The sequence below is a fragment of the Cryobacterium sp. 10C3 genome (genome assembly GCF_034314285.1).
Classification (GTDB): Bacteria; Actinomycetota; Actinomycetes; order Actinomycetales; family Microbacteriaceae; genus Cryobacterium; species Cryobacterium glucosi.
The window spans coordinates 3550520-3575265 of record NZ_JAVIWF010000002.1 but is presented as its reverse complement, the minus strand read 5'-3'; the positions used below and the strand labels follow the sequence as shown (position 1 = coordinate 3575265).

Here is a 24746-nt window from a genome sequence, read left to right as displayed (position 1 = left end):
AGGTGGTCAGCGAACTGCTCGGGTTCTAGGCCGAGGCGGTCACTGCTGCTGGCGCGACGGCGCGGGAGATGGCGACCATCTCGTCGCGGGGCACGACCTTGATCCGCACCCGGCCCTCGGCCGCGCCGAGCGCCTGCTCGTGCTGGTCGAGGCGGTGCCAGCCGTCGAGGTTCGTGTACTCGACGCCGCGTTCCTCGAGGAGCGCGACGACGCTCTCCTCCGACGGGGATTCGGGCCGCCACCAGTTGCCGAGATCGTTGATCAGGTGCCGCACGGTCTCCATCGCGTCGGACTTGGTGTGCCCGATCAGGCCGACAGGCCCACGCTTGATCCACCCGGTCGCGTACACGCCGTAGAGCTGCTGGTTGGCGCTGCCCGCACCAGACGACGGGTCGCCCTTGGAGAGCACCTGCCCCTCGCGGTTCGGGATCACGCCGTGCTTCTTGTCGAACGGCACCCCGGGCAGCGGCGAGCCGAAATACCCGACCGCGCGGTACACGGCCTGCACCGGCAGCTCGCGGATCTCCCCGTGCCCACGACGCCGCCCTGGCCGTCCGGCGCTGTGCGTTCGTAGCGGATGCCGCCGACCCGGCCGGTGCCGTCGTCGACCAGTTCGAGGGGCTTGGCGAAGAAGTGCAGGTGCAGCCGGCGGCTCGCGCCCGCCTGCGGGTCCTCGGCGAGCTTGTGGGCGCGTTCGCGCCATTTGCCGAGCACCTTGTCGATCACGAAGACCTGCTTGTTGCTCGCAACGGCGGCGCGCGCGGCGTCGTCGTAGTCGAAGTCCTCGTCGTAGACGACGATGTCGACGTCGGGCAGTTCGCCGAGCTCACGCAGTTCGAGGGGCGTGAACTTCACGGATGTCGGTCCGCGACGCCCGAAGATGTGCACGTCGGTCACGGGTGAGGCCTTGAGCCCGTCGTAGACGTTCGCCGGGATCTCGGTGGGCAGCAGGTCGTCCGCGTGCTTCGCGAGGATCCGAGCCACGTCGAGGGCCACGTTTCCGTTGCCGATCACGGCGACCTGCTTCGCTTCGAGCGGCCAGGTGCGCGGGTAGTCGGGGTGGCCGTCGAACCAGCTCACGAACTTGGCGGCGCCGTAGGAGCCGACGAGGTCGATGCCGGGGATCCTGAGGTCGGCGTCGCGCACGGCGCCGGTCGCGAAGATGACCGCGTTGTAGTGCTTCCTGAGGTCGTCGAGCGTGATGTCGACCCCGAAGCGCACGTTTCCGAAGATGCGGATGTCGCCGCGGTCGAGCACGTCGCGCAGGGCGGTGATGATGCCCTTGATGCGGGGGTGGTCCGGCGCGACCCCGTAGCGTACGAGCCCGTACGGCGCGGGGAGGTGGTCGAACAGGTCGATCGAGACCTCGAAGTTGCGTTCCGCCTTGAGCAGGATATCCGCGGCGTAGATGCCGGCCGGCCCTGCCCCGACGATCGCCAGGCGCAGCTTCGCGGGTTGCTGGTCGGTGGGGCGCTTCTCGGTCATGACGACCTTTCTAACTTGAACGCTCGACGATCGTGTCGGCGAATCGGGTCAGCGCCTTCTTGACGGACCCGTCGGGCAGGGGAGCGAGGGAAGCAACGGCGTCGTGTGCCCAGCCGTGGGCCTCTGAGAGGGTCTGTGCGGTCACCTCGTGGTCGCGCAGCGCGGCAATCGCGGAGTCGGCCGCCTCTGAGCGGGTGCCCTGGCTGCTCATGACGTCCCGCTCGAGCCGCTCGAGCAGGGCCGCGGATGCCGGCTCGTCGGCGGCGCGCTCGCGGAGCCTGAGCAGGGGCAGGGTGGCGACCCCGGCACGCAGGTCGGTGCCTGGCACCTTCCCGGTCGCCTCGGGCTGCGGGGACAGGTCGAGCACGTCGTCGATGAGCTGGAACGCGACGCCGATCTTCTCGCCGAAGCTCACGAGAGGCTGTTCGAATTCGTCGGGCGCATCCGAGAAGATGATGCCGGCCTGGGCCGCTGCCGCGATGAGCGAACCGGTCTTGTCCGCGAGCACCGAGATGTAGTGCTCGATCGGGTCGTCGCCCGCGTGCGGGCCGACGGTCTCGTGCAGCTGCCCCATGACGAGGCGTTCGAAGGTGTCGGCCTGCAGGCGGATGGCCCGCTCGCCGAGCTTGGCCATCAGCTGGCTCGCCCTGGCGAACAGCAGGTCGCCGGTGAGGATCGCGACCGAGTTTCCCCAGACCGTCTGGGCGCTCGGGACGCCGCGGCGCTGGCCGGAGTCGTCCATGACGTCGTCGTGGTAGAGCGAGGCGAGGTGGGTGATCTCGATCGCCGTCGACGCGGTCACGACGTCGGTGATCCCACCGCTGCCGAGGTGGGCGGTGAGGAGGGCAAGCATCGGGCGAACCCGCTTGCCGCCGGCTTCGAGGAGGTACCGGGTGGTGACGCTTGCGATCTCGTCTGCGAAGACGATCTCGGCGAAGAGGCTCGCCTCGACCCGCTCGAGACCGGCGTCGATTCCGGCGGCAAGGCCCCGGTCATCCGCTGTCGAGAAGATTCGATCGCTGAGGCCGATCTGGCTCGTCACGGAGGAGCCGCGCCGGAACAGGGGAAGACTCGGTTTCACTCTGACAGCCTATCCATTGGGTGGGGAGTTTCAGTCGGCGGGGACTGCCGCGGGGGCGGCCTTGACGCCGCGGTGCAGCGCCACGATTCCGAGGGTGAGGTTCTTGTAGGCGACGGACTCGTACCCGGCTTCGCGGAGCCATCCGCTCAGCACGGGCTGGGTCGGCCAGGCGGCGATCGATTCGCCGAGATAGTCGTACGCCTCGGCGTTCGAGGAGGCGAGCTTGACGACCCGGGGCATCACCTGGTTGAGGTAGGCGAAATAGGCGCTGCGGATGACCGGGTTCGGCGGGGTGGAGAACTCGCAGATGACGACCCTGCCGCCGGGCTTGGTGACGCGGAAGAACTCGGCGAGCGCCTTGCGCGGTTCCACGACGTTGCGGAGGCCGAAGGAGATCGTGACGGCGTCGAATTCGTTGTCGGCGAACGGAAGCGCCGTCGGCGTCGGCCTGGACGAACTTGACGAGCGGGTTGCTCGCTTGGCGTTCGCGGCCGACCGCGATCATGCCGGCGGAGAAATCGGCGGCGACGACGTGGGCGCCGGTGTGGGTCAGCGCGACGCTCGAGGTGCCGGTGCCCGCGGCGATGTCGAGGATGCGCTCGCCGGCCTGGGGGTTGACGGCGCGGGTCGCCTGGAGCCGCCACAGGGCGGCGTTTCCGACCGAGAGCACCGCGTTCGTGCGGTCGTAATGCGTCGACACCTGATCGAACATGGCAGCGACCTGCTCCGGCTGCTTACTGAGGTCTGCTCTGTTCACTCCAACAGTCTAGGTTGCCGTTCCCCGGTGATCCTGCGAAGCCGGTGATAGGGGCAGTCTGGAGTCCGGGAAGCCGGTCGTCGTGGCGGCTGGCATAGGCTGGGCAAGTGAATGTGCAGGCCCTAACGGTTGAAACCACTCCCATTGCCGACATTCGACAACTGGTCCTTCTCCTCGACGCCCAGAAGCCGCTGCTCTGGATGCGCCGCAACCAGGGCCTCGCCGGCCTCGGCTCGGCGCTGCGGCTCGAATTCTCGGGCCCGACCCGCATGACGGATGCCGCGAGTGCGTGGCGGGACGTCGTCGCCGCTGCGACGGTGACCGATCCCCTCGCGCGAACGGGCACCGGCCTGCTGGCGTTCGGAACCTTCGCCTTCGACGACGAATCCGCCGAGACGAGCGTGCTGCTCGTTCCGGAGGTCATCGTCGGACGTGAGGACGGTCTCTGCTGGGTCACCCGGATCTGGCCGACCGGCGGCACTCCTCCGGAAATTCCGGTGGCGCTGCATCCGCTGGGCACGGAGTACCGGATCTCGCTGCTCTCGGGCACGCTGCGGCCCGAGGCATACAAGGCAGCCGTCGATGAGGCGGTCGTGCGTCTCTCGGCCGGCGAGGTCAACAAGGTCGTGCTCGCCCGCGACCTCCGCGGCCACCTTCCGGCGAAGTCGGACCTCCGCCGCACGATCAGCGAACTCGCCCTCGGATACCCGGACTGCTGGACCTACGCCGTCGACGGACTCGTCGGGTCGAGCCCCGAAACCCTGATCCGCGCCGACCACGGCGAGGTCAACGCCCGGGTGCTCGCCGGGACCGTCTCGCGCGGCGCCGACGCCGCAGCGGACCTCGAGGCCGCCGCCGCGCTCGCGACGAGCGCGAAGGACGGCGACGAACACGCCTTCGCGGTGCAGAGCGTGCTCGCCTCGCTGCGCCCGCATACCTCGCACCTGCTCACGAGCGAGCTGCCGTTCACGGTCAAGCTCCCGAACCTCTGGCACCTCGCGACGGATGTCGAGGGAACCCTCTCCGACGGATCGACCTCCCTCGACCTCATCGCCGCCATGCACCCGACGGCGGCGGTCGCGGGAACGCCGACGCAGGCAGCGCTTGCGCTCATCCGCGAACTCGAGCCCTTCGACCGCGGCCGGTACGCCGGGCCGGTCGGCTGGGTCGGAGCGGACGGCGACGGCGAATGGGCGATCGCGCTGCGCTGCGCCCAGGTCACTCCCGGCGGCGACGTCACGGCATACGCCGGCTGCGGCATCGTCCTCGGTTCAGAGCCCGACCGCGAGCTCGCCGAGACCCGGATGAAGTTTCGCCCCATCGTCGAGGCCTTCGGCTAACTCCCCTCCTCCTCCGCTGCGCTCTGCGCTCAGCGCTCAGCGCCGTGAACCGCGAGAGCACACTTATGGCCCTAAAGACGGCCCCATAAGGGCCGATTTCGTACTCTCGCGGGATGAACGGGAGGAGTGGGCGGATGGGACGGGTCAGGTGGCTGCGAGGCGCGCCTTTTCGGCGTCGACGTCGAAGGCGGCGGGCGGCCAGTCGAGGTCCAGACGCTCGAGGGCGTCGATCAGCAGGTGCTGCACGGCGAGGCGCGCGTACCATTTCTTGCCCGAGGGAACGACGAACCACGGCGCGTCGGGGGTCGAGGTGCGTTCGAGGGCGAGCTGGTATGCCGTCTGGTAGTCCGCCCAGCGCATCCGCTCGTCGACGTCGCCCGGGTTGTACTTCCAGTGCTTGTCCGGGCGTTCGAGGCGCTCGAGCAGCCGCTCTTTCTGGTCTGCCGAGCTGATCTGCAGCATGACCTTGACGATCGTTGTTCCGTCGTCGACGAGATCCTGCTCGAACTGGCGGATCTGCCCGTACCTGGCCTCGATCTCTTCGGCGGGGGCGAGCTCGTGCACGCGGGCGATCAGCACATCCTCGTAGTGCGAGCGGTCGAAGACCCCGATCAGGCCGGGCCCAGGCACGCGGCTCCGCACCCGCCAGAGGAAGTCGTGCGCGCGTTCTTCCGCTGTCGGTGCCTTGAACGCGGTGAGGCGCACACCCTGCGGGTCGACGGACCCGACGACGTGCCGCACGATGCCGCCCTTCCCTGCGGTGTCCATGGCCTGCAGCACGAGGAGCACCTTGCGGCCACCGCCGTCGTCTGCGGAAGCCCGGCTATTGGCGTAGAGCTTCTCCTGAAGCGAATCGAGCAGACCCACGCCCGAGGCGAGCGCCTTGTCGGCGTTCTTCTTCACGACCCCGTCGAAGCCGGGCGTCGCGTCGGGGTCGACGGAGGCGAGCCGGAATCCGGGGCCGACGCGGAGCGTCTCGATCGGGTCTGAATCCCAAAACTTTTGGTTGAGTCCGCTCATGATGATGCACCCTTCGTCGAAAACCGCAGGAAGACTGAGACTGTGCAGCCGGGCCCGCGTAAGGCTATGGAGAAAACCTAGCGCGTAAGCGGCACCTCGAGCAGGCTCGGTCCGAGCGGCGGCGCGGTGAGCGCCCGCTCGAGCTCGCTGCGGGTCGCCGCCCGGTCGTATTCCCAGCCGTATGCTGCGGCGATCGCGGAGAGGTCGACGCCCTGCGGTGTGTAGAGCACCCTGCTGATCAAGTCGTCGGGGGCGGATGCCGCGACCTCGAGCCCGTCGAAAATGGTTCCGCCACCGTCGTTGCCGACGATGACCTGCAGCCGCGCCCGCGCCTCGCCCGGGACCAGGAGCATCGATCCCGCGTCGTGCAACAGGGCGAGGTCGCCGAGGAGCAGCCGGGTCGTGCCGGTCGAGCGCGGTTCGCTGCCGTGCTGGAACGCCTGGCTCGCGAGCGCGATACCCGTCGCGGTCGCGATCGTGCCGTCGATGCCCGCGAGGCCCCGGTTCGAGTGCACGGAGATCTTCTTGCCCGGCACCCGCCGGTCCGCCTCGCGGATCAACCGGGACGCGCCGAGCACCAGCCGGTCGTGCGGCCAGGAGGCCCGCCAGACGGCGTCGACGAGCATGCTCCGGGTGACGGGAGCGCGGAGGGCTGCGAATTCGGCGCGCGTCATCCCGTGGGCGCCGAAGGGGACATCCGCGTCTTCGGTCGCCGCGTCGAGAACGCGCCGGCTCGACATCACCCAGCTGCCGAGCCAGGCCCGGCCGTCGCGGGTTTCCGCCTCGGACGAAGCGGATGCGCCGACACGCGCCGTGCGGGCGAACGTGCGCACCCGGTGCCCAGGGTTGTACCACTCGGCGCCGGTCGGGGCCACGACGATCGTCTCGACGTCGTCCCGCTGGATGAGGGCCGGGACTTCCCGGCTCAGCGACGGATGTCCGAACACGATCACGCGCTCGACCCTGCCGCCGAAGTCCTCGGCCTGCAGCAGCTCACGGTATGCGGCCACGAGATTCGGCCCGAAGCGGGCGTTGCTCGACACCTCCGCGAGCAGTGGCCAGCCTCCGGCCCGGGCGAACTCCTCTGCAGCACTCCCCGCGCCTGTGCCGGCGACCACGACGGTGCGCAGCCCCCGTCGACGACGAGTGCGGCCTGGTCACCCGTCACCACGTCACCGCTCACCGCGAAAGCGGGTGAGCCGTCGGTCTGGCCGTGGCTCAGCGGCGGCTCAGTCGTCGTCGCGGCCGGGTCGGCGGAGCGCTCAAGGGTCACGGGGGCGGAGAGGGGCTCCCGGAAGGCGAGGTTGAGCTGCACGGGACCGGGGTCGAGCGAGCGGCCTCCGGTGGCGGCATCCATCGACCGGGCGGCGAGTTCGGCAGCGCGGACAGCGTCGGAAGAACGGCCCGCACCGTCGGCACGGGACTCGGTGGCATCGCCGGCATGGCCGGCCGGGGCACCGGCAGCAGCAATCGCAGCAGCACCGGGGGCCGGTACGTCGAGGCAGAGCCGGGTCGCGACGCCGAAGAGCCCGGTCTGCACGGTCGTCTGGTTCGAGCGGATGCCGCGGAGTTCGACGGGGCGATCGGCCGTCAGCACGATGAGGGGCACCCCGGAGTGATGGGCCTCGAGCACCGCGGGGTGCAGGTTGGCGACGGCGGTGCCGGACGTGCAGATCACGAGGGCGGGCACGCCGGTCTCGACCGCGAGGCCGAGCGCGAGGAAACCGGCGCCGCGTTCGTCGATGCGCACGTGCAGGCGGACCAGGCCGAGGCGTTCGAGTTCCGCGGCGACCAGGGCGAGCGCCTGCGAGCGGGAACCGGGGCTCACGACGATGTCGCGGATGCCGCGGCTCACGAACGCGCCGAGGAGGGCGACGCTGAAATCGGTCGCGGGGCTGCCGGTGGCCGCCGGACTGGTGAAGGGCAGGCCTTCACCCACGGCCGCGGTGTCGGTCAGGATCGGGTCAGGCATCCCGGCGGCCAGGCAGTTCGCCCTCGCCAGGGTCGGTCGTCTTCTTGGGTTCGGCTGCGGCGGGACCCTTCGCCGGGCCGGTGGACTGGCCCGTCGATGGCCCGGCGTTGCCGGCGGCCTGCCCCTTGCCGGGGCCGGAGTTCTGGCCCTTGCCCGGTCGGTCTGGCTTGTCGGTCGCGTCCGGCTTGTCGAGGTCGGCGAGCTCCTGCTCCATCTGGCGGATGCGCTCCTCCTGGAGCCGGTCACGGCCGAGGCTCTTCAGAAAATCGGGATCGTCATCGGGGGCCAGCTGCCGCGATGGGCCGCGACCGGGCGCGGAACTCTGGTTGCTGCCACGGCCGATGAACAGCCAGAGCAGGGCGCCGACGACGGGGACCAGGACGATCACAAAGACCCAGACCCAGCGCGGCAATCCGCGGATCCGACCGCGGTCGAAGGTGACACACTCGACGAGCGCATAGACGGTCACGACAATGACCGCAATTCCTACGACAAGCCACACCTTTACCATCCGCTCATTCTACGGCGATCACCCGAGAGATCGGTGAGTACGCAGAGGTCCGCAAATCTAACGATCGGAACCACAATCTATGCTGAAAGCATGAAAGCTGTCCCGTCCTGGCTGAGCTACTCGGTCTACCGCATCCTCATGTTCGCAGTACCCCTCGCGGTACTGCTGATGCTCTCGATCGTCTGGTGGGTCTCCGCCATCGTCGCGGCCCTGATCGGGCTCTGCCTGTCGTACATCTTCCTGCGGAAGCCCAGGGAGCAGGTCGCCCTCGACCTGTACACGGCCCGGCACCCCACCGCTGAGGTCGTACATCCCGACGCGGAGTCGGAGGACGCGGCGATCGACCGTGCCGCCGACGCCGCTGCTTCTGCCGCGGTCGCCTCTGCCGAGGCCGCGGATGCCGCCGGCCTGGCGACGACGCGGGCCGCGGCATCCGCTGCGCCCGTCACGACCGCTGGGTCAGCGGCGTCAGAACGCGAAGGCAGCGCCCAGTAGCAGGCCGTACAGGAGCGCGCTGAAGCTCGTGAGCTTGAGCGCCAGGATGAGCTCGGCCGCGGTCTTCGCTGTGACGGTGATCAGGCACGCCGGAAGGGCGAGCAGGAGCACGAAGAGCACGAACCAGGCGAGCGGGTAGAAGAGCGCGAAGAAGGCCGCGATCACGAATGGCACGAGCAGCAGCACGCAGAAGACGATCCGGCCGGGCAGGTTGCCGATCAGCACCGCGAGGGTGCGCTTGCCGGACGCCTTGTCCGGGACGATGTCACGCAGGTTGTTGACCATCAGCACGGCGCAGGCGATGAGCCCGATCGCGACCCCGCCGAGCCAGCTCTCGAGGTTCACCGTTCCGACCTGCACGAAGGTCGTGCCCGCGGTTGCGACGAGTCCGAAGAACACGAACACGAACAGCTCGCCGAGGCCGAAGTAGCCGTAAGGACGCTTGCCGCCGGTGTAGAACCAGGCTGCGACGATCGCGGCGGCGCCGACGAGCAGCAGCCACCACTGGCCGCTCAGGACGACCAGCACGAGACCGGCGAGCGCGGCGAGTCCGAAGAAGGCGAGGGCGACCGTGAGCACGGACCGCGGCCTCGCCGCCCCGCCGCCGGTGAGCCTGGCCGGGCCGACGCGGTAGGCGTCGGTGCCGCGGATGCCGTCGGAGTAGTCGTTCGCGTAGTTCACGCCGATCTGCAGGCAGAGTGCCACGATGAGCGCGAGCAGGGCGCGGACCGGGTGGAAGACGCCCGGGTCGCTCGCGACGATGGCCGCGCCGGTGCCGAGGGCGACCGGGGCGATCGCGAGGGGAAGGGTGCGAAGGCGCGCGCCGGAGATCCAGTCGCCGGCCGTCGCCGGGCCGGAGCGGCCGTGCGCCTCTGCTCCGTTCCGCTTCGCCGGGTTTCCGGATCGACCGGAGTTGGCGGGCTTGCCCGCTGCCTTCCCGGCTGGCTTACCCGCCTGTTTTCCGGACGACTGTCCGGCGGACGCCGGTGCCCCGAGGGTCTCCGAAGGATTCAATCGCTGCATTTTGGGCCTGACCGGCCGCGCTCCCTGTGCCACGTTTTCATGTTACCGGGCACTTGATAAGAGGATGCCGCGAGTCGGCACCCTCGCGCGACGCGCGCAGATCAACGCCCGTGGCCAGCGCATGCGCCCGCGGCTCAGCCCACGGCCAGTGACCGCGGCTAGGCCCGCACGGGGCCGGCGTCGGCGATGCCCTGCAGGGCGAGCCGGTCGGGCTTGCCTGAGACGAGCAGGGGGATCTCGGCGACCACAAGCAGGCGATCGGGCCGGGCCGCCTTGCCCAGGGCGGATGCGACGGCGTCCTTCACGACTGCGAGTCGGGCCGTCGCCGTGTCTGCCTCCGTCTCCGGCGAGCTGAACGGCGTTGCGGTCGGCGACGTGCGCGAGGCCTCGCCCCGCGACCGGGCCGGCACCGCGGAGTGCGACCCCGGGACCGCGACGACGGGCACCTGGCCCCACCGGGCATCCGCCACCCCCACGATCACCGCGTCGGCGAAACCGGGCAGGGCGCGCACCACGCGTTCGACGGCGTCGAGGGAGACCTTCTCTCCGCCCGAGATGATCACGTTGTCCGCGCGGCCGAGCACGCGCACGAGGCCGGTCACGGCGTCGACCTCGCCGAGGTCGCCGGTGCGGTACCAGCGCACGCCATGGTCTTCGGTGAAGCGGTCGTGGGTGCGGAGCGGGTCGTCGAGGTACCCGTCGGCGAGCACGGAGCCGGACATCTCGAGCTCGCCGTCGACGACGCGCACAACCGTGTCGCCGATCGGGCGACCGTTGTAACAGCATCCGCCGGCCGTTTCAGAGGAGCCGTATGTGCGCACGACCGCGATGCCGAGCGAGGCGGCGCGCTCGATCAGGGCAGGGGGCATGGCCTGGCCGCCGACCAGGATCGCCGTGAAGCGGCGCAGGAGTGCGAGCATTTCCGCGGCCCCGCCCTGGTCGTCAGCGTCGACCGCGTCGAGGAGGCGGGCGAGCTGCACCGGCACAAGGGAGGTGTAGCGCAGCGGCGCGGTCAGCCGGGTCGCCGCTTCGAAGAAGGCGGCCGGGTCGAAGTGACCGGGTGCCAGCGCGATCGGCGTGGTCCCCGCCTCGAGCGAGCGGACGAGCACCTGGACGCCCGCGACGTAGTGGGCGGGCAGGGCGAGCAGCCACTGGCCGGGCCCGCCGAGCGCCGCACTCGACGCCGCGGCGCTCGCCAGGAGGGCTGGCGCGCCGAGCAGCACCCGCTTGGGCACGCCTGTCGAACCGCTCGTCTCGATGACGACGGCCGTGCCGTCCGGAACGGTCACGGGCACGGGCACGGGCACGGGCACGGGCACGGGCACGGGCAGCAGGGCGTCCCCGCGCCCGGAGAGGGCCTCGCGGAGCAGGTCGAGGAGGTCGAGCGGCCGGTCGACGGAGACGACCCGGAGCATCCGTGTCACGGCGGGACTAGAACTGCCAGTCGTACGGACCCCAGTCGGGGTCGCGTTTCTCGAGGAACGCGTCGCGGCCCTCGACGGCCTCGTCCGTGCCGTAGGCGAGCCGCGTCGCTTCGCCCGCGAAGACCTGCTGGCCGACGAGTCCGTCATCGACGGCGTTGAAGGCGAACTTGAGCATGCGGATGGCGGTGGGCGACTTGGTCAGGATCGTGCGAGCCCAATCGATGGCTTCGTTTTCGAGATCGGCGTGCGGGACGACCGCGTTGATCGCGCCCATCTCGAGGGCGCGCTGGGCGGAGTACTCGCGGGCGAGGAAGAAGACCTCGCGCGCGGCTTTCTGCCCGACCTGGCGGGCGAAGTATGCGCTGCCGTAACCGGCGTCGAAGGAGCCGACGTTGGCATCCGTCTGCTTGAACTTGGCATGCTCTGCGCTCGCGATGCTGAGGTCGCAGACCACGTGCAGGGAGTGCCCGCCGCCGGCGGCCCAGCCGGGGATGACGGCGATGACGACCTTCGGCATGAAGCGGATCAGGCGCTGGATCTCGAGGATGTGCAGTCGGCCGCTGCGGGCCTTGTCGATGCCGCTGGCAGTCTCGCCTTCCGCGTACTTGTAGCCGTCGCGGCCACGGATGCGCTGGTCCCCGCCCGAGCAGAACGCCCAGCCGCCGTCCCTCGGGCTCGGGCCGTTTCCGGTGAGGAGGACGACGCCGATGCGCGGGTTCATCCGGGCGTCTTCGAGGGTGGCCTGCAGCTCGTCGACGGTGTGCGGCCGGAACGCGTTGCGCACCTCCGGGCGGTTGAACGCGACGCGCGCGATCTGCCCGGTGAGGTCGTGGTGGTACGTCACGTCGGTGAGGGACTCGAAGCCCGGGACGAGTTTCCACTGGCTCGGGTCGAAGATTTCAGACACCTGTTCGATCATGCTGCAAGCCTACGCGGCGGACCCCACGCGCGGACCCGAGGGGTGCCGGCTGGACAGCGCGCGGATGGGCGCGCTCTCACACATACTCAGGCCTGAAAAACCAAACGACACGCCGGTGAAAATGAGAAATACCCCTTTTGTGGTGGCAAAGTCAACCCCCTTGAGCGCCTCATTTTCACCATGTGTACTTGTGGTCTCAGTGAGACCCGGAGGTAGTCATGAACGACCTAGACACACAGTCAAAAGCCCCGATCGACCTGCCACTCCACAACGACGTGGCAACCCGAACCCACAGCACCATCAGCGCCGTCAGCATCCGCATGACCCCGGCAGAAAACACCAGAAAACACCAGAACGCCATCGGAACGGCGGTGCGACCGTGACCGTCACGATGAACACGTCGGCACCGGCCCACGACCACTTCGATTCTCCCGACTCCTACCGCGCCCCGCTCCCTCGATCAACCCGGCCGGCTCATCCCAGCGTTCGGCCGGCAGTACGGCAGCGTCCCGCTACAGCAGGGCATCCACGGATGCCTTCGGCGACTACCTGCGCCGCATCGGCAAGGGCCCCTCCTGAGCGCCGAGGATGAGGTCAACCTCGCCCGGCGGATCGAGGTCGGCCTGTTCGCCGCAGAGAAGCTCGCGCACGGGGTCGACGACCACGAGCTTTCCCGGGAACTCGCCTGGCTCGCCCACGACGGCGGCCGGGCGAAGAACCACTTCATCGAAGCCAACCTCCGCCTCGTCGTCAGCATCGCCAAGCACTACTCCGGCCGCGGGGTGCCGATCATGGACCTCGTCCAGGACGGCAACATCGGCCTCGTCCGAGCGGTCGAGAAGTACGACTTCATGACCGGATACAAGTTCTCCACCTACGCGACCTGGTGGATCCGCCAGGCGATTCACCGCGGAATGGCCGACAAGTCCCGGATGATCCGCATCCCCGTGCACACCGCGGAGAAGCTCAACAAGATCAAGCGCATCCGCCGCGACCTCACGAGCACCCTCGACCGCGACCCCTCGCTCAAGGAGCTCTCCGAGGCGGCGCAGATCCCCATCCGCGACGTCTCGCGGCTGCTGCAGTACGACAATGAGCCGATTTCCCTGCATTCCCCGGTCGGTGACGGCGTCGGAGACATCTCGGAGCTCATCATCGACGACGACCTGCCGCAGCCGGACGAGTATGCGACGGTCACGCTGCGTGCCGCGGACATCTGCTTCTACCTCGACGCGCTGCCGCCGCGGGAGCGGTCGATCCTGAAGGCCCGATTCGGGCTCGACGGCGACGAACCGCGCACCCTCGACCAGATCGCCGTCATCCAGGGCGTCACGCGGGAGCGGGTCCGCCAGATCGAGAAGCGCGCGCTGGCCCTCCTGCACGTGCCTCGGCTCGAACGGTACCTGCGCGATTAGATGCCCGCAGGCCTGGTCCGTCGATGACCGGTTGTGCGGGTGCGTGAGCACCCGCACAACCCGGTTCCGGCGTGACCCAACTTTTCCACGGCACTGAACTTTTCCACGGCTCTCCGGGGGACCCCCGAACTGAGCATTGGCAACGTCTCGATTTTGTAGCAATAATTCCTTATGACGCGCCAACGAGGGAATCATGGGAAAGCTCACCTATAACTCGACGGTGACGGCCGACTTTGATGATCGCATCCTGGCGCACATCCAGGTGGTCATCGGAGCCAAGCTGCGCCGGGGAGAGTGCTTCTACTTCACGTGGAGGGACGACCCGTCCGGAGGCGACGGTCGCAGCACGATCTGGCTGCATCCGGCCATCCCGCTCGCCTTCAAATACTTCGGCGGTCGCTCGCCGAGCCTCAATCGCGACTGGGTGGAGGCGCTCATGCTGACCGCCAACTCCTCTGGCGGTTTGCAGCTCGTCCCCGAACCGCACCGGCCGGCATCCGTGCTCGCGACGAAGGATGAACCATGATTCGCATCGACATCGTCTATGGCGGTCAGCAGTACTCCCTGGGCGGCCGGTCCGCAGAGTCGCTCCGGAATGAGATCAACGCGGCCGTCACGTCCGGCCAGCCGTACTGGCTTCCGGTCAACAGCGGCGGCGGCCGCTTCGAGGACGCCTATCTCCTGATCGCGCCCGGCATCGCGTTCGCGGTTATCGACGTCAAACCCACCAACGGGGACGACCTCGACCTCGAGGTCGACGGCGCCTTCAACCACGACTCCCTCTAGCCTCCCGCACGGTCCGCTCCGCCGCGCGCCCACTGCGCCGTTCCGCGCCCGGCAGGCCTGGCGCGGAGCGGCGCTTCTGGCGCGCACGCCCCGACGCGTGCGGCGGCACGGTCGCCCGCACCCGCGCCCGGCTGGCAGACTGGAAGCATGCTTCCCCCACTCGCAGAGTTGCTCGGAACGGCCCGCATTGTCGCGTTGCCGCTCATCACCCGATTCCGCGGAATCGACACCCGCGAGGCACTCCTCCTCGAAGGACCGGAGGGCTGGACGGAGTTCGCGCCGTTCGCCGAGTACGACGACGCAGAGTCCGTCGCCTGGCTGCGCGCCGCGATCGACTTCGGCTGGACCCCGACGCCCGCCCTCCTGCGCGAGAGCATCCCGGTCAATGCGACCGTCCCTGCAATCGACGCGGAACTCGTGGCGGATGTCCTCGCCCGCTTTCCGGGGTGCCGCACGGCCAAGGTGAAGGTGGCCGCCCCCGGGCAGACCCTCGCAGAAGACGTCGCCCGCGTGCGCGCCGTGCGCCGGGTGCTGGGACCGGAGGGGCGCATCCGTGTGGACGCGAACGGCCTCTGGAACCTCGACGAAGCCGAACACGCCCTGAACGCCCTCGGCGAGTTCGACCTCGAGTACGTCGAACAGCCGTGCGCGAGCATCGAGGAACTCGCCGAGATCCGCCGTCGCTCCGCCGACTACCTCGGCATCCCCGTCGCCGCCGACGAGAGCGTGCGCCGCGCCGAGGACCCGCTGCTCGTGGCGACCACGGGCTCTGCCGACATCCTCGTGATCAAGGCGGCACCGCTCGGCGGGATTCACGTCGCACTCGACCTCGTTGCGCTGGCCGGCCTGCCCGTCGTGGTCTCGAGTGCCCTCGACACCTCGGTCGGCATCGCGATGGGCGCGCACCTCGCCGCCGCGATCCCCGGCCTCGAGTTCGACTGCGGCCTCGGCACCGCCTCGCTGCTCGCCGCCGATGTCACCCACGACCCGCTGCTGCCGGTCGACGGCCGGATCCCGGTTCGCCGCGTCGTGCCCGACGCCGACCTGCTCGACCGCTACGCGGCATCCGCCGAGCGCAGCGCCTGGTGGCTCGCCCGCCTCAGCCGCTGCTACGCCCTGCTCGCCGCCGAACCCGCCATCACGGACGCCATCACGGACTGAGCCGCCCTGGCGGATGCCGGGTTAGAGGCCCGAGTATGCGTGCAGTCCCTTGAAGAAGACGTTCACGACGCCGAAGTTGAACATCACGGCGCTGAAACCGACGATCGCGAGCCACGCGGAGCGGGAACCGCGCCAGCCCCTGGTTGCACGGGCGTGGATGTAGCCGGCGTAGATGGTCCAGATGATGAAGGTCCAGACCTCCTTGGTGTCCCAGCCCCAATAACGGCCCCAGGCCTTCTCCGCCCAGATCGAACCGGCCATCAGGGTGAACGTCCAGAGGATGAAGCCGATGATGTGAACCCGGTACGCCAGGTTCTCGAGCGTCGCTGCCGAGGGCAGCGTCGCGAGGAAGCGGAGGCGCACCCGGCCGGCGGTCGTGACGAGCGCCTCCCGCCGGAACTGCAGCAGTTGCACTACGGAGAGCGCGAAGCCGAGCGCGAAGAAACCGGTTCCGAGCGAGGCGACGAAGACGTGGATCACGAGCCATGCCGACTGGAGCGCCGGCGGCAGCGGGGCGACCTCGACATAGAAGCGCAGCGCCGCGATGCCGAGCAGCACGAGCACCATCCCGGTCACGAAGGTGCCGAGGAAGCGCAGGTCCGCGCGGGTGAGCACGATCAGGAACACGGTCACGATGAGCAGGGTGCCCGTCATCGCGAACTCGTACATGTTGGCCCACGGCACCCGCCCGGCGGCGAAGCCGCGCAGCACGTCGGCCATCAAGTGGATCGCCCAGGCCAGCACGGTGAGCGAGACGCCGATCCGCAGGCTCTTCGAGCGGCCGTACGGGGTGGCGGCGTCGTTGGCGATGCGGGCGCTGATCCGGTTGACGATCGTTCCGGCGGATGCCGCGGCACCGGCCTTGCCGGCAGGCTTCCCCGGATCGAGGGTCGCGTCCCTGCCCGCCGGTTGCGCCCCATTAGCCGCGCCGACGCCGACCGGTACGGAGGCGAGCGCCGCGAGGCCCGTCGCCTCGTCCGCCGTCTTGACGGCCGCGGAGCGCTTGGCGAGGTCGAAGGCGAAGGAAATGAAGGCGAGCGCATAGACGGCCATCGCCGAGTACAGGCTCAGGATCGAGAGCTCGTTGAGATTCACGTGGTCAGCCTAATTCTGTTCGGTTGCCGGGACGGCTGATGTGGAGGATACCAGCAGTCGCCCGTGGCGGTCTGCGATGTCGGTCACGGCCGCTTCGAGGGCCGGGTCCTCGCCGCGGGCGAGTCCCGCGTACTCGAGGGTCAGCGATCCGTCTTCGCTCTCGATCGCCTTGACCCAGACTCGCCGCCGCGGCACGAACAGGCTCGTGAGCAGCCCGAGCAGGGCGAGGATCGCGAAGGACAGCACCCAGACCTGCGTCGGGTCGTGGTGGATGTCGAAGGACGCGAACCGCAGCACCGAGCCGGAGAAATCGTTCGCGGCGGCGCCGGGGTGCGCGTCGTTGAACGTGACGGAGCCGAGTCCGTTCGGCAGCTGCTGGGTCTCCCCGGCTTGAGTTCGAGCGACTTCACGCCGGTCTTGCCACCGGTGAGCCGCGTCATCTTGTCGGTGTTGAGCGAGTAGACGGATGTCGGCACTCCCGCGTTCAACCCGAGGTCGCCAGAGTAGATGTTCAGGGTGAGCATCGGGTATTCGAGGTCCGGGTACGACGAGTAGAAGGCGCCCGTCGAACTGGCGGCCTGCGTCGGGTAGAAGAAGCCGATCATGCCGAGCTGTTCGCTGAGGCCGTCCGGCACCTTGATCACGCCGAGCGAGGTGAGGTTCGCGTCCTGCGGCAGGAACGGCACCGCGTCGGTGAAGACGACGACCCCGTTGGGGTCCTGGACGGTGATCGAGGGCGCGTAGCCGTTGCCGAGCAGGTACACATCGGTGCCGCCGGTGCGCATCGGGGCGTTCACCTTGACGACGCCGGTCTGGAGGGCCTCGCCGCGGCGGGTGACGCTGACGGCAGCGGAGTAGTCGATCGCCTGGCCGTACGCCTTGAGGTTCTGGGTCTCGTAGGTGACGCTGAAGTCGTCGAGGGTGAGCTTGTACGGCTCGAGGCTCGAGTCGCTGAAGAACCGCCCCGGGCTGAACGAGTCGTAGGCGAGCAGGGTGTTCACGAAGGTCTGGCCCTCGACGAGCACCCGTTGGCCGCTGAAGCCGAAGCCGCTGCCGAAGCCGACAGTGATCAGGATGCCGACGAGCGCGAAGTGGAACACGAGGTTTCCGGTCTCGCGCAGGTAGCCGCGCTCGGCCGACGCCGAGAATTCCCGCCCGCCGCGTGCCGGCGCGCTGTCGAACAGGGCGACGCGGTAGCCGCTCTTCTTCAGGAGCGAGCGGGCGGAGTCGACCGCCGCCGCCGCATCCGTGCTGGCAGGAGCCGTGCGTTCGGTGAAGCCGGCGAGCCGCATGAGCCGCGCTGGCGTGCGCGGCGGCTGGGCCCGGAGCGCCTGGAAGTGGTGCTTCGTGCGCGGGATCACGCAGCCGATCAGCGAGATGAACAGGAGGAGGTAGATCGCCGAGAACCAGGCGGAGGAGTAGACGTCGAAGGCCTGGATCTTGTCGAGCACGGGAGCCAGGTCGGGGTTGTCCGCGAAGTACTGGGTGACACCGTTCGGGTCTGAGCTGCGCTGCGGAACGAGCGAACCGGGCACGGCGGCGATCGCCAGCAGGAGCAGCAGGAACAGGGCGGTGCGCATGTTGGTGAGCTGGCGCCAGAACCAGCGCAGCCAGCCGACGAGGCCGAGCCTGGGCTGGATGACATCGTCGGACGCCGGGGCCGGCGCTGGGGAATCGTAGTGGTCAGATGGCCGGGACATAACTGCCGATCACTCCTTGCAGGTCGAGGAGCCAGGCATTCCAGACGCCGGTCACCATGAGGACGCCGATGACGACGAGGAGCACGCCCCCGAACAGATTGATCGCGCGGACGTGCCGTTTCAGGAACGACACTGCCCCTGTCGCCCAGTTGAGGCCGAGCGCGATGAGAAGGAACGGGATGCCGAGTCCGAGCGCATAGAACAGCGCGAGCAGGCCGCCCTGCCACGGGGAGCCCGTGGTGAGGCTGAGCGAGTTGATCGCCGTGAGCGTCGGACCGGTGCACGGGGTCCAGCCGACGGCGAAGACCGCGCCGAGCACGGGGGCGCCCGCAAGTCCCGCGCGCGGGCGCCAGCTCGTCTTGACCGTGCGTTGCAGGGCCGCGAACTGGCCGACGAAGACGAGCCCCAGCAGGATCACGACAACGCCGGCGATCCGGGTGACGAGGTCGCGGTACTGGTTGAGCCAGAAGCCTGCCGCGCCGAAGACGACCCCGGTCAGCACGAAGACGAGCGTGAAGCCGAGCACGAAGAGCCCGACGCCGGCCAGGAGCCGGTTCCGGCCGCGCCGGTCGCCGCGACCGGCGGTCGACCGGCCGTCGGTGAATCCGCCGATGTATGCGAGGTAGCCGGGCACGAGCGGCAGGATGCACGGGGACGCGAAGGAGACGAGCCCCGCGAGTACAGCGATGGGAATCGCAAACAGGAGCTGGCCGCTGAAGACGATTTCGCCGAAGGGATTGTTCACGCCGCGGGGACCTCGGCGATGGCGTCGCGCACAATGGTCTCGAGGATCGAGGGCGTCGACAGGGCGCCGAGGATGCGCGCGGCGACCCGGCCGCTCTTGTCGAGCACGAGGGTGGTCGGCACCGCGTTCGGCGGGATGCTGCCGCTGAAGGCGAGCTGCATGGCCCCGCCGTCGACATCCATGATCGAGGGATAGGTGATGCCGTAGCTCTGGTTGAACGCGATCGCGTTCGCGGCCTGGTCGCGCACGTTCACGCCGAGCCATTCGGCTCCTTTGCCGGAGAACTCGGCGTTGAGCTTCTGGAGGTCAGGGGCCTCGACCCGGCACGGCGCACAACTCGCGTACCAGAAGTTGACCACGAGCACTTTTCCGGCGTAGTCGGTGTTCGACACGGTGGCGCCGGTCTCATCGACGCCGCTCCAGGTCACGGCGGCCCCGCGGTCGGCGGCCGGGATCTCCGTGACGCTGCCGTCGCCGGCGATGAAGCCCTTGTTGCTTCCGGCGCGGTACTGGTCCGCGAGGGGGTCTGTCGAACAGCCGGTGAGGACGAGCGCGAGCGCGAGCAGCCCCGTCAGGCCGGCCAGGCCGGCGGCGCGGCGCCGACGCGGGTGCGTTCCGTTCGCGGGACCGGCCTTCACACCGCTCCTACATCCGTGGCCCCGGCCTGCAGCGCGGCCGCCGGGTTCGCGTAGCTGATCTCCACGAGTCCCTCGCCCCGCCACGACAGCGTGGTGATGCTCGACAGGGCGCAGCGTCGGCCGCGCGGGTCGTGCGGGAGCCGCTCGCCGGCGAGGGCGCGGTGCACCATCCAGATCGGCAGCTGGTGGCTGACAAGCACGACGTCGCCGTCGGTCACGGAGTTGTATGCCTCGTCGATGGCCGCGAGCATCCGTGCCGAGATCACCCGGTACGGTTCGCCCCAGCTCGGTCGCAGCGGGTTGAGCATGGCCGGCCAGTTGCGCGGGTCGCGCAGGGCGCCGTGCTCGCCCGACATCCGCTTGCCCTCGAATCTGTTGGTCGGCTCGATGATGCGCTCGTCGATCTCGACGGGCAGGCCGAAGGCCGCGGCGATGGGCGCCGCGGACTCGCGGGTGCGCTGCAGGGGGAGGCGATGACCCGGCGCACCGGCCGGCCGCGTTCGACGAGGTCGACGGCAGCGGCGGTCGCCATGGCGGCGCCGAGGTCGGAAAGCCGGAATTCGGGCAGCCTGCCGTACAGCACGCGCTCAGGATTGAACACTTCACCGTGACGGACGAGATGGATCTGGCTGGCTACCACCCGCTCATTCTACGGAGGAGGTGCCCATGAATTAGCCGAGAGCCGGTGCCGCTAAACTTATCCGGTGACTTCGCGCGTATTGATCAAGAACCTGGCCGCCCTCTCTAACGGAACCGTGACGGTCTCGGGGTGGGTCGACACGGTCCGCGACCAGAAGAAGGTGCAGTTCGTCGTGCTGCGCGACGAGTCGGGTGCCGTGCAGCTCGTGAACCCCCGCACGACGGATGCCGACGGTGCCGTCGTCGCCGACGAGCCGGCCTCCACGATCTCCACGCTCGCCCAGGGCAGCTTCATCACCGTGACCGGTGAGCTCAAGCACGACGAACGGGTCAAGCTCGGCGGGATCGAGATCAAGCTCGCGACGCTTACGGTCGTCACCGCCGCCATCCCCGAGACGCCGATCGCCGCAGACTCAAGCCTCGACAAGCGCCTCGACTGGCGCTTCCTCGACCTGCGCCAGCCGAAGCAGAACCTGATCTTCCGCATCCAGACCACGTTCGAGCACGCACTCCGCACGTACTGGATCGAACACGACTTCATCGAGTTGCACACCCCGAAGCTGATGGCGAGCGCGAGCGAGTCCCGGGCCGAACTCTTCGAGGTCGAGTACTTCGACACCAAGGCCTACCTCGCGCAGAGCCCGCAGTTCTTCAAGCAGATGGCCCAGTCGGCCGGCTTCGGCAAGGTCTTCGAGGTCGGACCGGCGTTCCGCGCCGACCCGTCGTTCACGAGCCGTCACGCGACGGAGTTCACGAGCGTCGACGCGGAGATCAGCTGGATCGACAGCCACGAAGACGTCATGCAGCTGCACGAGGAGCTCCTCGTCGCCGGCTTCACGGCCGTCAAGGCCAAGCACGGCGAAGAAGTCCTGGCCCTGTTCGGCGTCGAGGTGACGGTTCCCACCCAGCCCTTCCCGCGCATCCCCCTCGCCGAGGCCAAGGAGATCGTCAAGGGTCGCGGCTACGAGGTGCCGCGCGACGACGACGACATGGACCCGGAGGGCGAGCGCCAGATCGCCGCGTACGTGCTGGAGACCTACGGCCACGAGTTCGTGTTCCTGACCGACTACGCCGCGAGCATCCGCCCGTTCTACCACATGCGTCCGGAGAACGACCAGACCATCACCAACAGCTACGACCTGATCTTCAACGGCACCGAGATCTCGACCGGCGCGCAGCGTGAGCACCGCATCGACGTGCTCACCGCCCAGGCGATCGAGAAGGGCCTCGACCCGGAAGAGCTCGGCGGTTACCTCGACTTCTTCCGTTACGGCGTTCCCAGCCACGGCGGCTTCGGCATGGGCCTCGCCCGGGTGCTGATGCTGATGCTGCACCAGGCCAGCATCCGCGAGGTCACCTACCTGTTCCGCGGCCCGACCCGTCTCGAGCCGTAGGTCGCCGGGGTCCAAGCGGCACAACGAAACGCAGGAGCTCCGGCGCCCTGAGGCTCACACCGCCTCAGCAGCCCGGAGCTCCTGCGTTTCGGCGTTTCCGGCCGGCTCAGAACCGCACGGGTCAGAACTGGACGTCGACGGCTGCCTTCTCGGCGGCGACGGAGCGGATGAACGCCGCGGCGGCCTCGTGGGCCGGGTGCACCTGGTAGCGGGCGAGCGCGTCGAGGTCCTCGTAGTCCGCGATCAGCACGACGTCCCAGTTGGGGCTCCCGACGACATCCGTGCCGACCTGCAGGGTGCGGATCTCTGGGACGACGCCGACGAGGGCCTCGAGGCGCTCGACGATGGCGGCCGCATCGGCCGCACGTGCGGCGGGCTCGGTCGCGGCGAGCCGCCACGACACCACGTGCCGGATCATTTCACGGCCAGAAGGGCCGTGCGGAGGCGGTCGGGATCGATCCGCCAGTAGTTGTGCACCGTGCCGTTGATCATCAGCACGGGGATGTCCTCCAGATACAGGTCGCTCAGGGCCGCGTCGTCGAGGATCGAACGCTCTTCGATGGCCATCTCGGGCGCTCCCGGTGTGCCGTCCAGGGTCCTGACGACACCCGTGACGAGCTCACGCGCATCGTCGCACAGGTGACATCCGGGTTTCCCGATCAGGGTGAGCAGTGCAGTAGCCATGCACCCAGCCTAAGCCGGGGACGGCATGGTGACCCAACTAGACTCCAAGGGAGATGTTCCAAGCCACTCCCCCGCGCGCCATCGCGTTCTTCGATGTCGACAACACCCTGATGCGAGGGGCCAGCCTCTATCATCTGGGCGTCGCCGCGTGGCGGGGCGGGATCATCACCCGCAGGGACATCACCTCCTTCGGCTGGAAGCAGGCCCGGTTCCTCGCGGTCGGCGAGAACCGCGATCACCTCTCCACGGTGCTGCTGCGTGCCCTCGAGGTCGCCGTGGGATTCGAACAGGCCGAGCTCATCCGCTTGAGCGAGGAGATCTTCGACACGAAGCTCACCCGCCGGCTCTGGCCGGAGACGGTCGCGGTGGCCAGACGGCACCTCGAGAACAGCCACGAGGTCTGGCTGCTCACCGCGAGCGTTCAGGAGGTCGCCGACGTCATCGCCGAGCGCCTCGGCTTCACGGGCGCGCTCGGAACCGTGCTCGAGGCAGACGACGGCATCTTCACGGGTCGGCTGACCGCCGGGGTCTGTCACGGCGCCCTGAAGTCCGAGGCGGCACGGGCACGCGCCGCGGCGAGCGGCGTCGACCTCGCCGACTGCTGGGCGTACTCAGACTCCCACAACGACATTCCGCTGCTCGACCTCGTCGGCCACCCGGTGGTGGTCAACCCGGACGCTGCGCTCGCGCGGTATGCGGCGGCGCGCGACTGGCCCGTGATGCGGATGAAGCGCGCGAGCATCCGCCGGGCGGCGCGCGCGAACCGCGTCCGCACAAGCAAAAAGCGCTAGGCCCGGAAGGACCTAACGCTCACGCTTGGGGACGGGCTAAGCCGTCCTACTTCTTATTGCGACGCTGATGGCGGGTCTTACGAAGCAGCTTGCGGTGCTTCTTCTTCGCCATACGCTTGCGTCGCTTCTTAATTACAGAACCCACACGGACCTCACAAGATTTGATTTCGCCGCGAGATTCGCGACAGACACGAAAGTGCCAGTCTAGCGGATAAGCGCGACACTCGACGCTCGGTCGGCGGTTGCCGGTCGAGTACTGCTGGTTGTTCTATTCGTTCTTCCGCCATTTGCGCGGTTTAACGTCTTTGACCGCATGCGCGACCTGGAATGAGGTATCGGCGAAGACCTTGCCGATCGCGGTCGCGAACGCCCGCTGTTCTTCCTTGAGGCCCTCGGCCTCTTCGGCTTCCTCCTCCGTTGCGGCATCAAAATCGACGCTCAGGAATGGGATCAGCCAGTCTTCGATCTCCTCCAGGGGGGCATAGTCGAGATGGTAATAACGGTGCTGCCCTGCTTCACGTACGCCGACGAGTCCCGCCTCGCGCAACACCTTGAGGTGCTTGGAGACCGTCGGCTGGCTGAGGCCGAGTTGCACGACGATGTCAGACACGCTGAGCTCGCCGCCGACCGCCCCGGACTGGTTGTATCGCTCGAGGAGAATGCGTAATATTTCGCGTCGAGTCGAGTCCGCCACCACGCCGAAGATGTCTGCCATACCTTTAGGCTAGTCATTCCCACGAAGGGATACTACGGAAGGGCCCGCAACGGCTGTCCGGGACAGGGTCAGTCGGTGGGGGCGGCGAGTTCGCGCGCCCGGGCGAGTGCGGCATCCGTCGCCCGGTCGAAGAGCTCCTTGAGGCCGCCCTTCTCGAGTTCCCAGACCGCGCGCTCGGTGGTGCCGTGCGGGCTCGTGACCTGGCGGCGCAGTTCGCCCGGCGACAGCGGGCTTGCTGCGAGGAGGGTGCTCGCACCGAGGAAGGTGCCGTTGACGAGGATCGCGGCCTCCTCCGCCGTGAACCCCTTGTCGATGGCGGTGCGGGTGAACTCCTCGATCAGGTAGAACACGTATGCCGGGCCGGAGCCGCTGATCGTGCTCAGGGCGTCGAGCTTGTCCTCCGGGACGACGAGCACCGAACCGACGGTGCCGAACAGGGCCCTGGCCAGGTCGAGGTCGGCCGCCGTGGAACGGCTGCCTGCGCTCAGGCCGGTCACGGCCTTGCCGACGAGGGCAGGGGTGTTGGGCATTGATCGGATCACGGCGACGGATGCCGGCAGCAGCGCCTCGAATGTGGCGATCGTCACGCCGGCCGCGACGCTCACCACGAGGGTGCCCGGCGCGAGGGACGACGCGATCTCGCGGAGCAGGTCTGGCACCATCGCCGGCTTCACGGCGACGACGACGATGCGCGCCCCGGTGACCGCTGTGCGGTTGGCGTCCGGATCGAGCGCGGTCGCCCAGGCGGTGACCCCGGGCAGGTCGTGCAGCTCTGCCGCCTTCTCCGCGGTGCGGTTGGTGGCCCGGATGCCGCCCTCGACCGTCACGGCGGGGGTCAGCAGCCCGGTCAGGACGGCGCGCGCCATCGATCCGGCTCCGAGGAACGCGATGGTGGGCAGGACGGTGGGGGGCACCGCGGTGGCGGCAGTCTCGGTCATGCAGCCAGTCTACTTTTC

25 protein-coding genes and 4 pseudogenes are annotated in these 24746 nt (G+C 68.9%); 9 read left to right on the top strand and 20 right to left on the bottom strand.

Going from position 1 to position 24746, the window contains the following annotated elements; genetic code table 11:
* Positions 1-25: 25 nt before the first annotated feature.
* The 3 genes and pseudogenes from RGU41_RS17960 to RGU41_RS17950 all read right to left on the bottom strand — a co-directional run bounded on the left by RGU41_RS17960 (position 26) and on the right by RGU41_RS17950 (position 3278).
* Positions 26-1485 (bottom strand): annotated as a pseudogene (locus RGU41_RS17960) (FAD-dependent oxidoreductase).
* A 10-nt stretch (positions 1486-1495) separates the two neighbouring features.
* Positions 1496-2566 carry a polyprenyl synthetase family protein gene (locus RGU41_RS17955; protein WP_134558656.1) on the bottom strand — a complete coding sequence of 357 codons (1071 nt, stop codon included), beginning with the start codon at positions 2564-2566 and terminating at the stop codon, positions 1496-1498.
* Positions 2567-2596: 30 nt separating this feature from the next.
* Positions 2597-3278, bottom strand: a pseudogene (locus RGU41_RS17950) (class I SAM-dependent methyltransferase).
* 158 nt (positions 3279-3436) lie between these two features.
* Between RGU41_RS17950 and RGU41_RS17945 the strand changes: the two are divergent.
* Positions 3437-4663, top strand: coding sequence for an isochorismate synthase (locus RGU41_RS17945; RefSeq protein ID WP_322136988.1), 1227 nt, complete (start codon positions 3437-3439; stop codon positions 4661-4663).
* Between the two features lie 144 nt (positions 4664-4807).
* Here RGU41_RS17945 and RGU41_RS17940 read toward each other — a convergent pair whose 3' ends face one another.
* From RGU41_RS17940 to RGU41_RS17930, 4 genes are all read right to left on the bottom strand, one after another.
* On the bottom strand, positions 4808-5683 hold the full coding sequence (locus tag RGU41_RS17940; RefSeq protein WP_322136987.1) for a polyphosphate kinase 2 family protein: 876 nt from the start codon (positions 5681-5683) through the stop codon (positions 4808-4810).
* Between the two features lie 77 nt (positions 5684-5760).
* The gene (locus RGU41_RS21085) at positions 5761-6693 is read right to left on the bottom strand and encodes a hypothetical protein (protein ID WP_416173168.1); all 933 of its coding nucleotides are present in this window, start codon (positions 6691-6693) and stop codon (positions 5761-5763) included.
* A complete protein-coding gene (locus RGU41_RS21080; RefSeq protein ID WP_416173167.1) occupies positions 6633-7655 on the bottom strand; it encodes a thiamine pyrophosphate-binding protein in 1023 nt (340 codons plus the stop codon). Before RGU41_RS21080 ends, RGU41_RS21085 begins: the two co-directional genes overlap by 61 nt.
* Positions 7648-8166 carry a PLDc N-terminal domain-containing protein gene (locus RGU41_RS17930; protein ID WP_322136986.1) on the bottom strand — a complete coding sequence of 173 codons (519 nt, stop codon included), beginning with the start codon at positions 8164-8166 and terminating at the stop codon, positions 7648-7650. The genes RGU41_RS21080 and RGU41_RS17930 overlap by 8 nt, the downstream gene beginning before the upstream one ends.
* Before the next feature lie 90 nt (positions 8167-8256).
* Between RGU41_RS17930 and RGU41_RS17925 the strand changes: the two genes are divergently transcribed.
* Positions 8257-8661, top strand: a complete 405-nt coding sequence (locus RGU41_RS17925) for a DUF4229 domain-containing protein (RefSeq protein WP_322136985.1) — start codon at positions 8257-8259, stop codon at positions 8659-8661.
* On the opposite strand, the gene RGU41_RS17920 is transcribed toward RGU41_RS17925, so the two are convergent.
* From RGU41_RS17920 to RGU41_RS17910, 3 genes are all read right to left on the bottom strand, one after another.
* The gene (locus RGU41_RS17920) at positions 8635-9684 is read right to left on the bottom strand and encodes a 1,4-dihydroxy-2-naphthoate polyprenyltransferase (protein ID WP_322136984.1); all 1050 of its coding nucleotides are present in this window, start codon (positions 9682-9684) and stop codon (positions 8635-8637) included. The genes RGU41_RS17925 and RGU41_RS17920 overlap by 27 nt on opposite strands.
* 158 nt (positions 9685-9842) lie before the next feature.
* Positions 9843-11099: an AMP-binding protein gene (locus RGU41_RS17915; protein ID WP_322137392.1), complete on the bottom strand. Its 1257-nt coding sequence runs from the start codon at positions 11097-11099 to the stop codon at positions 9843-9845.
* A gap of 16 nt (positions 11100-11115) precedes the next feature.
* Positions 11116-12027, bottom strand: coding sequence for a 1,4-dihydroxy-2-naphthoyl-CoA synthase (locus RGU41_RS17910; RefSeq protein ID WP_134558652.1), 912 nt, complete (start codon positions 12025-12027; stop codon positions 11116-11118).
* Positions 12028-12245: 218 nt separating this feature from the next.
* Here RGU41_RS17910 and RGU41_RS17905 point away from each other — a divergent pair, with 218 nt between their 5' ends.
* The 5 genes from RGU41_RS17905 (at position 12246) to RGU41_RS17880 (ending at position 15389) form a co-directional block, all read left to right on the top strand.
* Positions 12246-12410, top strand: a complete 165-nt coding sequence (locus RGU41_RS17905) for a hypothetical protein (protein ID WP_322136983.1) — start codon at positions 12246-12248, stop codon at positions 12408-12410.
* Between the two features lie 42 nt (positions 12411-12452).
* Positions 12453-13442, top strand: coding sequence for an RNA polymerase sigma factor RpoD/SigA (locus RGU41_RS17895; protein ID WP_416173190.1), 990 nt, complete (start codon positions 12453-12455; stop codon positions 13440-13442).
* A 193-nt stretch (positions 13443-13635) separates the two neighbouring features.
* Entirely contained in the window at positions 13636-13968 is a 333-nt protein-coding gene (locus RGU41_RS17890) for an ATP-dependent DNA ligase (RefSeq protein ID WP_134448786.1), read from the top strand.
* On the top strand, positions 13965-14228 hold the full coding sequence (locus RGU41_RS17885; RefSeq protein WP_134448785.1) for a hypothetical protein: 264 nt from the start codon (positions 13965-13967) through the stop codon (positions 14226-14228). The genes RGU41_RS17890 and RGU41_RS17885 overlap by 4 nt, the downstream gene beginning before the upstream one ends.
* Before the next feature lie 147 nt (positions 14229-14375).
* A complete protein-coding gene (locus RGU41_RS17880) occupies positions 14376-15389 on the top strand; it encodes an o-succinylbenzoate synthase (protein WP_134448784.1) in 1014 nt (337 codons plus the stop codon).
* A 21-nt stretch (positions 15390-15410) separates the two neighbouring features.
* On the opposite strand, the gene ccsB is transcribed toward RGU41_RS17880, so the two are convergent.
* From ccsB to RGU41_RS17855, 5 genes and pseudogenes are all read right to left on the bottom strand, one after another.
* Positions 15411-16442, bottom strand: coding sequence for a c-type cytochrome biogenesis protein CcsB (ccsB, locus tag RGU41_RS17875; RefSeq protein WP_134558675.1), 1032 nt, complete (start codon positions 16440-16442; stop codon positions 15411-15413).
* A gap of 51 nt (positions 16443-16493) precedes the next feature.
* Positions 16494-18184, bottom strand: a pseudogene (resB, locus tag RGU41_RS17870) (cytochrome c biogenesis protein ResB).
* Positions 18168-18929: a cytochrome c biogenesis CcdA family protein gene (locus tag RGU41_RS17865; RefSeq protein WP_134448782.1), complete on the bottom strand. Its 762-nt coding sequence runs from the start codon at positions 18927-18929 to the stop codon at positions 18168-18170. Before RGU41_RS17865 ends, resB begins: the two are co-directional and overlap by 17 nt.
* The gene (locus RGU41_RS17860; protein ID WP_241975295.1) at positions 18926-19567 is read right to left on the bottom strand and encodes a TlpA family protein disulfide reductase; all 642 of its coding nucleotides are present in this window, start codon (positions 19565-19567) and stop codon (positions 18926-18928) included. Before RGU41_RS17860 ends, RGU41_RS17865 begins: the two co-directional genes overlap by 4 nt.
* A pseudogene (locus RGU41_RS17855) lies at positions 19564-20207 on the bottom strand (histidine phosphatase family protein). Before RGU41_RS17855 ends, RGU41_RS17860 begins: the two are co-directional and overlap by 4 nt.
* Before the next feature lie 64 nt (positions 20208-20271).
* Between RGU41_RS17855 and aspS the strand changes: the two are divergent.
* A complete protein-coding gene (aspS, locus tag RGU41_RS17850) occupies positions 20272-21600 on the top strand; it encodes an aspartate--tRNA(Asn) ligase (RefSeq protein ID WP_198413453.1) in 1329 nt (442 codons plus the stop codon).
* Positions 21601-21721: 121 nt separating this feature from the next.
* Here aspS and RGU41_RS17845 read toward each other — a convergent pair whose 3' ends face one another.
* Both RGU41_RS17845 and RGU41_RS17840 read right to left on the bottom strand, forming a co-directional pair.
* On the bottom strand, positions 21722-22018 hold the full coding sequence (locus RGU41_RS17845) for a Dabb family protein (RefSeq protein WP_322136981.1): 297 nt from the start codon (positions 22016-22018) through the stop codon (positions 21722-21724).
* Entirely contained in the window at positions 22015-22284 is a 270-nt protein-coding gene (locus RGU41_RS17840) for a glutaredoxin family protein (RefSeq protein ID WP_134448779.1), read from the bottom strand. The genes RGU41_RS17845 and RGU41_RS17840 overlap by 4 nt, the downstream gene beginning before the upstream one ends.
* Positions 22285-22337: 53 nt before the next feature.
* Here RGU41_RS17840 and RGU41_RS17835 point away from each other — a divergent pair, with 53 nt between their 5' ends.
* Positions 22338-23075, top strand: coding sequence for an HAD family hydrolase (locus RGU41_RS17835; protein WP_134448778.1), 738 nt, complete (start codon positions 22338-22340; stop codon positions 23073-23075).
* A 46-nt stretch (positions 23076-23121) separates the two neighbouring features.
* Here the strand turns inward: RGU41_RS17835 and RGU41_RS17830 are convergent, their stop codons facing one another.
* The 3 genes from RGU41_RS17830 to proC form a co-directional block, all read right to left on the bottom strand.
* The gene (locus RGU41_RS17830) at positions 23122-23220 is read right to left on the bottom strand and encodes a 30S ribosomal protein bS22 (protein ID WP_003792170.1); all 99 of its coding nucleotides are present in this window, start codon (positions 23218-23220) and stop codon (positions 23122-23124) included.
* 123 nt (positions 23221-23343) lie between these two features.
* Positions 23344-23790 carry an ArsR/SmtB family transcription factor gene (locus RGU41_RS17825; RefSeq protein ID WP_134558651.1) on the bottom strand — a complete coding sequence of 149 codons (447 nt, stop codon included), beginning with the start codon at positions 23788-23790 and terminating at the stop codon, positions 23344-23346.
* Positions 23791-23858: 68 nt separating this feature from the next.
* On the bottom strand, positions 23859-24728 hold the full coding sequence (gene proC / locus RGU41_RS17820; protein WP_134558650.1) for a pyrroline-5-carboxylate reductase: 870 nt from the start codon (positions 24726-24728) through the stop codon (positions 23859-23861).
* Positions 24729-24746 lie beyond the last annotated feature (18 nt).

Coding starts and splice junctions, on each gene's coding strand:
- RGU41_RS17920 (WP_322136984.1), bottom strand. CDS start 9,684: ATGCAGCGATTGAATCCTTCGGAGACCCTCGGGGCACCGGCGTCCGCC.
- RGU41_RS17840 (WP_134448779.1), bottom strand. CDS start 22,284: ATGGCTACTGCACTGCTCACCCTGATCGGGAAACCCGGATGTCACCTG.
- RGU41_RS21080 (WP_416173167.1), bottom strand. CDS start 7,655: ATGCCTGACCCGATCCTGACCGACACCGCGGCCGTGGGTGAAGGCCTG.
- RGU41_RS17930 (WP_322136986.1), bottom strand. CDS start 8,166: ATGGTAAAGGTGTGGCTTGTCGTAGGAATTGCGGTCATTGTCGTGACC.
- ccsB (WP_134558675.1), bottom strand. CDS start 16,442: ATGGCCGTCTATGCGCTCGCCTTCATTTCCTTCGCCTTCGACCTCGCC.
- RGU41_RS17905 (WP_322136983.1), top strand. CDS start 12,246: ATGAACGACCTAGACACACAGTCAAAAGCCCCGATCGACCTGCCACTC.
- RGU41_RS17845 (WP_322136981.1), bottom strand. CDS start 22,018: ATGATCCGGCACGTGGTGTCGTGGCGGCTCGCCGCGACCGAGCCCGCC.
- RGU41_RS17915 (WP_322137392.1), bottom strand. CDS start 11,099: ATGCTCCGGGTCGTCTCCGTCGACCGGCCGCTCGACCTCCTCGACCTG.
- RGU41_RS17925 (WP_322136985.1), top strand. CDS start 8,257: ATGAAAGCTGTCCCGTCCTGGCTGAGCTACTCGGTCTACCGCATCCTC.
- RGU41_RS17890 (WP_134448786.1), top strand. CDS start 13,636: ATGGGAAAGCTCACCTATAACTCGACGGTGACGGCCGACTTTGATGAT.
- RGU41_RS17825 (WP_134558651.1), bottom strand. CDS start 23,790: ATGGCAGACATCTTCGGCGTGGTGGCGGACTCGACTCGACGCGAAATA.
- RGU41_RS17880 (WP_134448784.1), top strand. CDS start 14,376: ATGCTTCCCCCACTCGCAGAGTTGCTCGGAACGGCCCGCATTGTCGCG.
- RGU41_RS17835 (WP_134448778.1), top strand. CDS start 22,338: ATGTTCCAAGCCACTCCCCCGCGCGCCATCGCGTTCTTCGATGTCGAC.
- RGU41_RS17885 (WP_134448785.1), top strand. CDS start 13,965: ATGATTCGCATCGACATCGTCTATGGCGGTCAGCAGTACTCCCTGGGC.
- RGU41_RS17910 (WP_134558652.1), bottom strand. CDS start 12,027: ATGATCGAACAGGTGTCTGAAATCTTCGACCCGAGCCAGTGGAAACTC.
- proC (WP_134558650.1), bottom strand. CDS start 24,728: ATGACCGAGACTGCCGCCACCGCGGTGCCCCCCACCGTCCTGCCCACC.
- RGU41_RS17940 (WP_322136987.1), bottom strand. CDS start 5,683: ATGAGCGGACTCAACCAAAAGTTTTGGGATTCAGACCCGATCGAGACG.